This is a genomic window from Streptomyces sp. NPDC002838 (genome assembly GCF_040295365.1).
In the GTDB taxonomy this organism is placed as follows: domain Bacteria; phylum Actinomycetota; class Actinomycetes; order Streptomycetales; family Streptomycetaceae; genus Streptomyces.
Map to the genome: position 1 here is coordinate 38,448 of NZ_JBEOVF010000066.1, position 6,956 is coordinate 45,403.

6 protein-coding genes and 1 pseudogene are annotated in these 6,956 nt (G+C 65.5%); 2 read left to right on the top strand and 5 right to left on the bottom strand.

Annotated elements, in window-relative coordinates; genetic code table 11:
• Positions 1–500: 500 nt before the first annotated feature.
• Complete coding sequence (locus ABT063_RS45115; protein ID WP_351066905.1) at positions 501–893, bottom strand: type II toxin-antitoxin system death-on-curing family toxin; 393 nt, start codon at positions 891–893, stop codon at positions 501–503.
• Positions 890–1,084: a ribbon-helix-helix protein, CopG family gene (locus tag ABT063_RS45120; protein WP_147995503.1), complete on the bottom strand. Its 195-nt coding sequence runs from the start codon at positions 1,082–1,084 to the stop codon at positions 890–892. Before ABT063_RS45120 ends, ABT063_RS45115 begins: the two co-directional genes overlap by 4 nt.
• A 589-nt stretch (positions 1,085–1,673) precedes the next feature.
• Between ABT063_RS45120 and ABT063_RS45125 the strand changes: the two genes are divergently transcribed.
• Together ABT063_RS45125 and ABT063_RS45130 are read left to right on the top strand one after the other, a co-directional pair.
• Entirely contained in the window at positions 1,674–2,036 is a 363-nt protein-coding gene (locus ABT063_RS45125; protein ID WP_502991013.1) for a hypothetical protein, read from the top strand.
• 5 nt (positions 2,037–2,041) lie between these two features.
• Positions 2,042–2,710 (top strand): annotated as a pseudogene (locus ABT063_RS45130) (nucleotidyl transferase AbiEii/AbiGii toxin family protein).
• 337 nt (positions 2,711–3,047) lie between these two features.
• Here ABT063_RS45130 and ABT063_RS45135 read toward each other — a convergent pair.
• From ABT063_RS45135 to ABT063_RS45145, 3 genes are all read right to left on the bottom strand, one after another.
• The gene (locus ABT063_RS45135) at positions 3,048–4,253 is read right to left on the bottom strand and encodes a cytochrome P450 (protein ID WP_351066908.1); all 1,206 of its coding nucleotides are present in this window, start codon (positions 4,251–4,253) and stop codon (positions 3,048–3,050) included.
• Between the two features lie 67 nt (positions 4,254–4,320).
• Positions 4,321–5,181: an LmbU family transcriptional regulator gene (locus ABT063_RS45140; RefSeq protein WP_351066909.1), complete on the bottom strand. Its 861-nt coding sequence runs from the start codon at positions 5,179–5,181 to the stop codon at positions 4,321–4,323.
• A gap of 180 nt (positions 5,182–5,361) precedes the next feature.
• On the bottom strand, positions 5,362–6,642 hold the full coding sequence (locus ABT063_RS45145) for a valine--pyruvate transaminase (RefSeq protein ID WP_351066911.1): 1,281 nt from the start codon (positions 6,640–6,642) through the stop codon (positions 5,362–5,364).
• Positions 6,643–6,956 lie beyond the last annotated feature (314 nt).

Consider the following 6,956-nt stretch of genomic DNA (forward strand, 5'->3'; position numbering starts at 1 on the left):
GGGGATGCTCAGGATGAAGGCGAGGACTCAGCGCGCCCGAAAGTCTCCACCAGCTTCGCCACCGGCAGGCTGATGGACGCCTCCGTGTCGCTGCCCCGCAGACGCTCCCTGCAAGCTGTGGACGGACGGTGGATCACCGCAGACACAGCTTGTTGGAGGCGAAAGGACCGGCTCAGTGCGCACGGGGGGCGCGCGAGGGGCACGGACGGCGCGTTCCGTGGCCGGTGGGAAATCAGGGGCGGGTGTTGGTCGGGAAGTGAACGCCACAGCCGACGTGGACCTTGCCCGCCGCCTCAGGCGGGAAGGGGCTCTCGGGACGCCATTTCCGATGTACTACCGACGTGCTGGACTCCCTAGTCCGTACAGATGCCTGCCGCCATACGAATCAACCCGCTGAACGGACAGGTCCCACAAGACGGGACCAGCACGCCCGGCGGACTGCCAGGAGTCAGCACCGCTCATGGAACCTCGTTCCGCCCCGGACCTCACGACGTCGAACGTCAGGAAACGGGGAACCAGACCGACAGGCGCTTGGCAATGACCGGTACATCGATGTTGTCCTGCGCGACTTCCTCGACGAACGGGCCGGCAATGGAGACGGGCGGCGGGACGGTACTGGCGCTGACGCCGTTGAACCGCAGGAAGACGCGCATGGCGAGCCAGGCGGTGCGCTTGTTGCCGTCGATCAGCGCGTGATTGCGGGCAACGGAGTGCAGCAGTGCCGCCGCCTTCTCGTGCAGCGTGGGATAGAGATCGGCTCCGAACACGTTGGTCCGGGGCCGTTCGATCGCTGACACCAAGAGTCCCATGTCACGCACGCTGTGCTCGGTACCGTTGACCGTGCGAGCGATGGCCAGGATCTCGTCGATCTGGATGTGGCGCACTTCGGTCACTTCAGGTAGTCCAGGATCTCCGCATCGCTGTCCATGAGCTCGGCCAGGACGTCATCGACCTTCAGCTCGGCCCGATTCTGGGCGTCACGGATGGCCTCAATGGCAAGTTCCTGCTTGCTGCGGCGCTCCCGACGAGCACGCTCGGTGAGCTTCGCGTCAAGGTCGTCGGGGAGTCGGAGTGTCATTGCCATACAGCGATGATACCGGACTGGTATCTAGGTGGCGAGGTGATACCAGCCACTCGAGACCTCGGACCACGGCGCCGTCCTTTGTGGCCCGGTCGGGCCGCCGCTCTCGGCTCCAAGGTGCGTGCGACCGAGTAGCAGCTCCCGCCGCCGCTGGGGAGGCGCAGTAAGACGCCCGAACCGGAGTCCTTTTGAAAGAAGCTGCAGCTCAGACCGCTCTGCGCAAACGAACCTCAGCCGACGCATTCCGCGAGCGAAGACAAGGTCAGACGCCCTTCTCGGCAGGCTCCAGAATGGCCACGCACTCCACATGATGAGTCATCGGAAAGGTGTCGGCCTGAGCGAGTCACGGAAAAGGCCAGGTCAGAGCAGCTTTGTCGGCTCGCCGCGCAGCGTGAGTGCGCCCAGAGCGTCAAACGAGCGTCACGGTCGATAACCCGTCCCGCCCACTCGGGCCAGCCCGAGCTGCCACGACCAGCTGCCCCGGCAGGCTCCGTCCCGCTCACTCCAGAGGCCAGCCGGCTCAGCACGACCCGCGCCACTACTCCGGCGCCAGAATGGAGGCATGCCCTCCAGCCCACAACACCGCGCACCCATGCCGAAGAACCTCTCGGGGGCCGAGGCCGAGGACCTCGCGTTGCACCGGGAGAAGTTCTGGCGGCGCCTGCCGAAGTCGCTGGACGAGTTGCACGGCCCGACCCAGGGGGTCGTGGAGCTGCCGCTGCACATGGCCTGGTCCGGGATGACCTCGTACGACCTAGGCAAGCCTCGCCAGCGCATGGGCCTGTACCGCACCGTCCTGCACGAGGGCCTGCACGACGATCTGCCCCGCTACCTCGACCGGGACCTGCTCTTCCAGCTGTGGCCAGTGCTGCGCACCCTCGTCGGTCGCACCGTGCGCACCGTATGGGAGGACGCCTTCCCCCAGCTCGCCTCCCGCACCCGGGCAGCTGCGTGACGGACATGCCGGAGCTGCACACGCGGTTCCTGGCGGATGTAATAGCACTCGGTTCCCCGTATCCACTGGTTCTCACCGGTGGATACGCCGTGCGGGCCCACCGCCTCGTGAACCGCCCCAGCCAGGACCTCGACGTCGCCACCGAGAACCCGACCCCCATGGCCGACATCGCCGCCACGCTCGGCGCCGGCCTGGGAGCCCGCGGCTGGAAGGTGCACGCGCTGGAGACCGCCCCGCTGTCCGCCCGCTTCACCGTGGCCGACCCGGCCACCGAGCAGGAATGCGAAGTCGACATCCTCAAGGAAATCTTCTAGCGGCCGGTCGCCCAGAGTCCGTACGGCCCCGTCCTCGCGGAGGAGGACGTGATCGGGACCAAGGTCCGCGCCCTCGCCGACCGCGGAGCGCCCCGCGACCTGATCGACGTGTTCGCGGCCTCCCGCCGCTGGACGAACGCGGAGCTCGAGGAGTTCGGCCGCCGACACGCCCGCGGCCGCTTCGAGCGCGAGGATCTGCAGTCGAACCTCACGGGCGCCGAGTGGACCGACGACGAAGCCTTCGCCGCCTACGGGCTCGATGACGCCACCATCACCGCACTCCGCTCCTGGGCCGTGGAGTGGGCCGACGCCCTCGGGGCCCGTCTCCTCGAAGAGGCCGATGATCCGGACATCGACTGATCACGTCCGGATGAGATCGGATCAGAGCGAGAGCCGAGAAGTGAGTAGGTGGGACAGCAGTGAGGTTACGGGCTTGTCCCACGCCAAGCACGCCGGGCAGACCCGGGGAACATCAGTCGGAGGTCAGACTGCCCCCATTGGCGTGGCTGATCAACTGGGCTTGAGCTGTCCGAACTGCTTAAGGCCGGCGGCAGCGTCAAGTGCTGCACCCTGGAACTCCGATGAGGATGTCCGCACCGGCCCGATGACGTCGGGCACGTCAAACGTCGTGTCCCCACGGATCAGTCATCCGTGGGGGCAGGACGCGGACTTGTTCCGTCACAGGGCCCCGGGCCGGTCACACGTCCCAGGTGGCCATGAGGGTCTTGACCCCGTGCACGTCGGCGGTCTCCGGGCGCAGGGGGACCTCGTCGGCCGGGACGGCCAGGCGCAGGGTGGGGAAGCGTTCGAAGAGCGCGGTGAAGGCGACGCGCAGTTCGATGCGGGCGAGTTGGCTTCCCAAGCACATGTGGACGCCATGTCCGAAGGCCAGGCTGCTGCCGTCGTTCCTGCGCAGGTCGAGCGCATGCGGGTCGGCGAAGCGCTCGGGGTCACGGTTCGCGGTGTTGTACGACAGGACCACCGTGGTACCGGCCTTGACCGTCTGACCGCCGAGCTCCACGTCCTCCAGCGCCGTCCGCATGAAGGTCTTGCCGACACTCACGTAACGCAGCAGCTCCTCCACCGCCGAATCGGCGATCCCGGGATCGGCGCGCAGGGCCGCGGCCTGCTCGGGATTTTCCAGCAGCGCCCATGTGCCGAGACCCAGCACGTTCGTCGCGCTGTCGAGTCCGGCCGAGAGCAGGACCAGGCCGATCCCCCGCAACTCCTCGTCGGTCAGGTCTGTGTCGAGGAGATCGCTGAGCACGTCGTTGCCGGGATTCGCGCGCTTGGCGGCCACCACCTCCGCGACGAACTCATGGACCGCCGTCACCGCCGCGATCATGTCTTCGTCGCTGGTCTCACCGCTGAGGAACAGACCGATCTGCTCCTGGAAACGGGCCCGATCCTCGTAGGGGACCCCCAACAGCTCACAGATCACGATGGCGGGGATGGGCTTGGCGAAGACGCTCACCAGATCCACCGGAGGCCCGACCTTCTCCATGAAGTCCAACTGCTCGGCGGTGATCCGCTCGATCCGCTCGGTGATCATGCGCATCCGCCGCACGGTGAACTTCCCCGCCAGCAGTTTCCGGTAGCGGCTGTGCTGCGGGTCGTCCGTGAGCAGGAACTCGCCGGGCGCCGCCGGCGGTATCTCCATACCAGTGATGTCGATGGTCGGATGGAGCAGGAGCTCCTTGCGTGCGCTGAACCTCGAGTCCTCCAGGACGGTCCTGATCAGGTCGTACCCGGTGATGAGCCAGCCGGGTTGCCCCCCGGGGAAGGTGTAGCGGCTCATCGGCCCGTGCCGACGGGCCTCGAGCATTTCCTCCGGTGGATCGAAGGGGCACCCGGGCCGTCGCGCCATCGGCATTTCCGTCACGGTGTGCATAGGTTCGGCCATCAGTTTCTCACCTCATGATTGAAGGTCTGCGCGCCCCGAAGTCATGCCGCATTCTTGATTGCACAATTCACCCCGTGCCAACGCTCTGACCCGACGCAAAGGAATAGTTTCCCGAAATTTCTGTTCGAGAAGCGGCACCGTCCGGCGCTTCGCAGGAAATTCCCCGGCGAGCGAGGCTGCCGTCGACCCGATTGTGACTGGGCACCAGCTCCGGTTGGCGCTGCTGCGGAACCTCGCGCCCGACCGATGCCTCTGCGGCTGCCATAAGAGTTTGCGCGGCCCACGCCTCCAGATCGAGTCCAAGTTTTTTTGCTGTCGCCCGGCAGAATTCAAGACGGTCAGCCGGAACCGATATCTTGAGCGACACGGCCCCGTCGGTCGAGGCTGCTGTCTCTTCTCCGGATTTCTGCCCATCGTTCAGCTCTCGGCCGCTCTGGTGCTTCTCGTTCTTACGGCCCCCGCGCTCCGCAAGACTGTCCTTGACCTCGCGACGGAGCCTCTTCGCAGACCACCCGTGCTCTTCCGCCTTGCCCAACCAGAAGTCCTGCTCGGGGTCCGAAAGAGACGCCACCTCCGCGTGATGGGTGAAGCTCAGCTTTTCTCTTCGCCGAGACATTGGATAGCATCGCGCTACCCACGCATGATTCCTCAGCGTTTGATAATCTAATGACGTCAGCTCGATCGCATCGCGGTACCTGCCATTGAACGAGGCCTCGCCATACACCAGCCAGTCTCCCAGGCACCAGGACGAGGCCGACATTATGTTGGACAGGTAGCTGCCGACTCCGACCCACTTTTCGAACGCCATCCGCTTAGGGAGAAGCAATCCCCGCCTGGTGACCAGGGCCGAGGTGTCGGATTGCGCTCGCGGATGAGTTTCTCCTTTCGCCAAGACCGGTTTGGCACGGGGTAACGCGTCCCCAAGCATGCAGTCTCCTTAGGCAGTGAGCGTTACGTGGGGGCACCTGCAGAGAAAACTGGTTAAAACCTAACAGGACCGCCACTAAGCACAACAAGTCGAGCAAAAACAAAGGGAAAACCATGTGCACATTCCAGCCAGGACAATGTCAGCGGCCAGCACGGGCTGCGCCCGACGGGAGGTGACCGGCTACCGTGTCGACTGGACGCTCTCGGCTCGCATGTCCCGCAGCACGGCGGAAATCACCTCGACGCCGACGGCGATCGCGTCCCGCTCGGCGGTGATGCTGACGCGGAAGCACTGCCGGGAGTGACGTTCCCGGCCCTCGCCGTCCGGGGCATCGACGAAGAAGTACCGCCCCGGTACGACGAAGACGCCCCTGCCCTTGAGGGTCTCGTACAGACACAGGTCGTCGAACCACTCCTCGTCCACCCACACCCAGCAGAACATGCCTCCGTCCGAGGCATACAGACGCCAGGCGATGTCCTCAGGCAGGGTCTCCGCCAGGAGGGTCTCGGCGTACTTCCTGCGCTCGGCGTAGAAGGGGCTGATGACCGATGCGACCAGCGTGTCGAGGGCGTCGGTGCGTAAAGCGTGAGCCAGTGTGGACTGAACCAACTGGGGAGCATGGAGCGTCGAGTTGGCCATGAAGGAGACCATCGGCTCGATCAGCCGCTCATCGGCGACGGCGAAGCCCAGGCGCTCGCCCGGAAGTCCGGCCTTCGAGACGGAGAAGACGTTGACGACGCGCTCGTCCCACACGGGAGCCGCGGCCAGCCCACCGATGGCCGGGAACGGGGCACCGTAGGCATTGTCGATCACGAGCGGTACGTCGTGCCGTACGGCGGCAGCGAGGAGGAGCTCGGTCTCGTCGGGCGAGACGCTGCGGCCGGCGGGGTTGCTCGGGCTGGACAGGAGCAGGAGCCCCACGTCCGTCAGCTCATCGAGCGCTGGCTCGTCGAACAGGTAGCGGAAGGACCGCTCGCCCACCGACTGCACGACGGGGGCGATTCCGCCGACTCCGTCCGGCACCAGGGAAAGGCCTTGATAACCCGTGTAGTCCGGGGTCATCGGCAGGACGAGTCGGGTGTCCCGGTCCGCTCCCAGCCCGGTGAACAGTGCCGCCGCGGCGAAGCACAGCATCTGGCTGCCGGGGCCCACCACAATGTTGCGCGGGGTCACGTCCCAGCCGTAGCGTCCGTTGAAGTACTCGGCGATCGCGTCGATGAGATCCGGCAGTCCCCGCGACGATCCGTATCCGCAACTGACTTCGCTGAAGGAGGAGTTGATGGCTCGGGTGGCCATGCGCCGCCAGGTGTCCTGGACTTCTGGTATGGCCGCGGGATTTCCTATGCCGAGATTGGTCCACTTCTTCCCCGTCGCCGATCCGACGGTGGTGGCGATGTCTTCCATGATGAGCCGCAGTCCGGACAGACTTGCCATCTTCCTCCCAGATCGGGATAAACCCACAGTTCGGCCTCCTTCCCCTCAATGTCGACGACTGACCTCGTCCGGCCGCACCCGGGTTGCGATCCACGGTCTGACACCGTTGTCCCCAGGTGACCCGGCGCCCACTCCCGTAACCCAAGCGACTTCACGCTCTCGTAGGCTGTTCAGCCAGTCAATAGCAGATCGAAAACGCTTTCCCGGCGTGTCTTGTCGACAAGACGGAACACCAATGAAGATCGGCCAACTTCGAATCTGCAGGTCACCGGGGCTGGTGTGAGTCGGCGTTCTTGCCCTCGTACTGGTCGTGGGCGGTTGCCTGTTCCCAAGATCGTCTG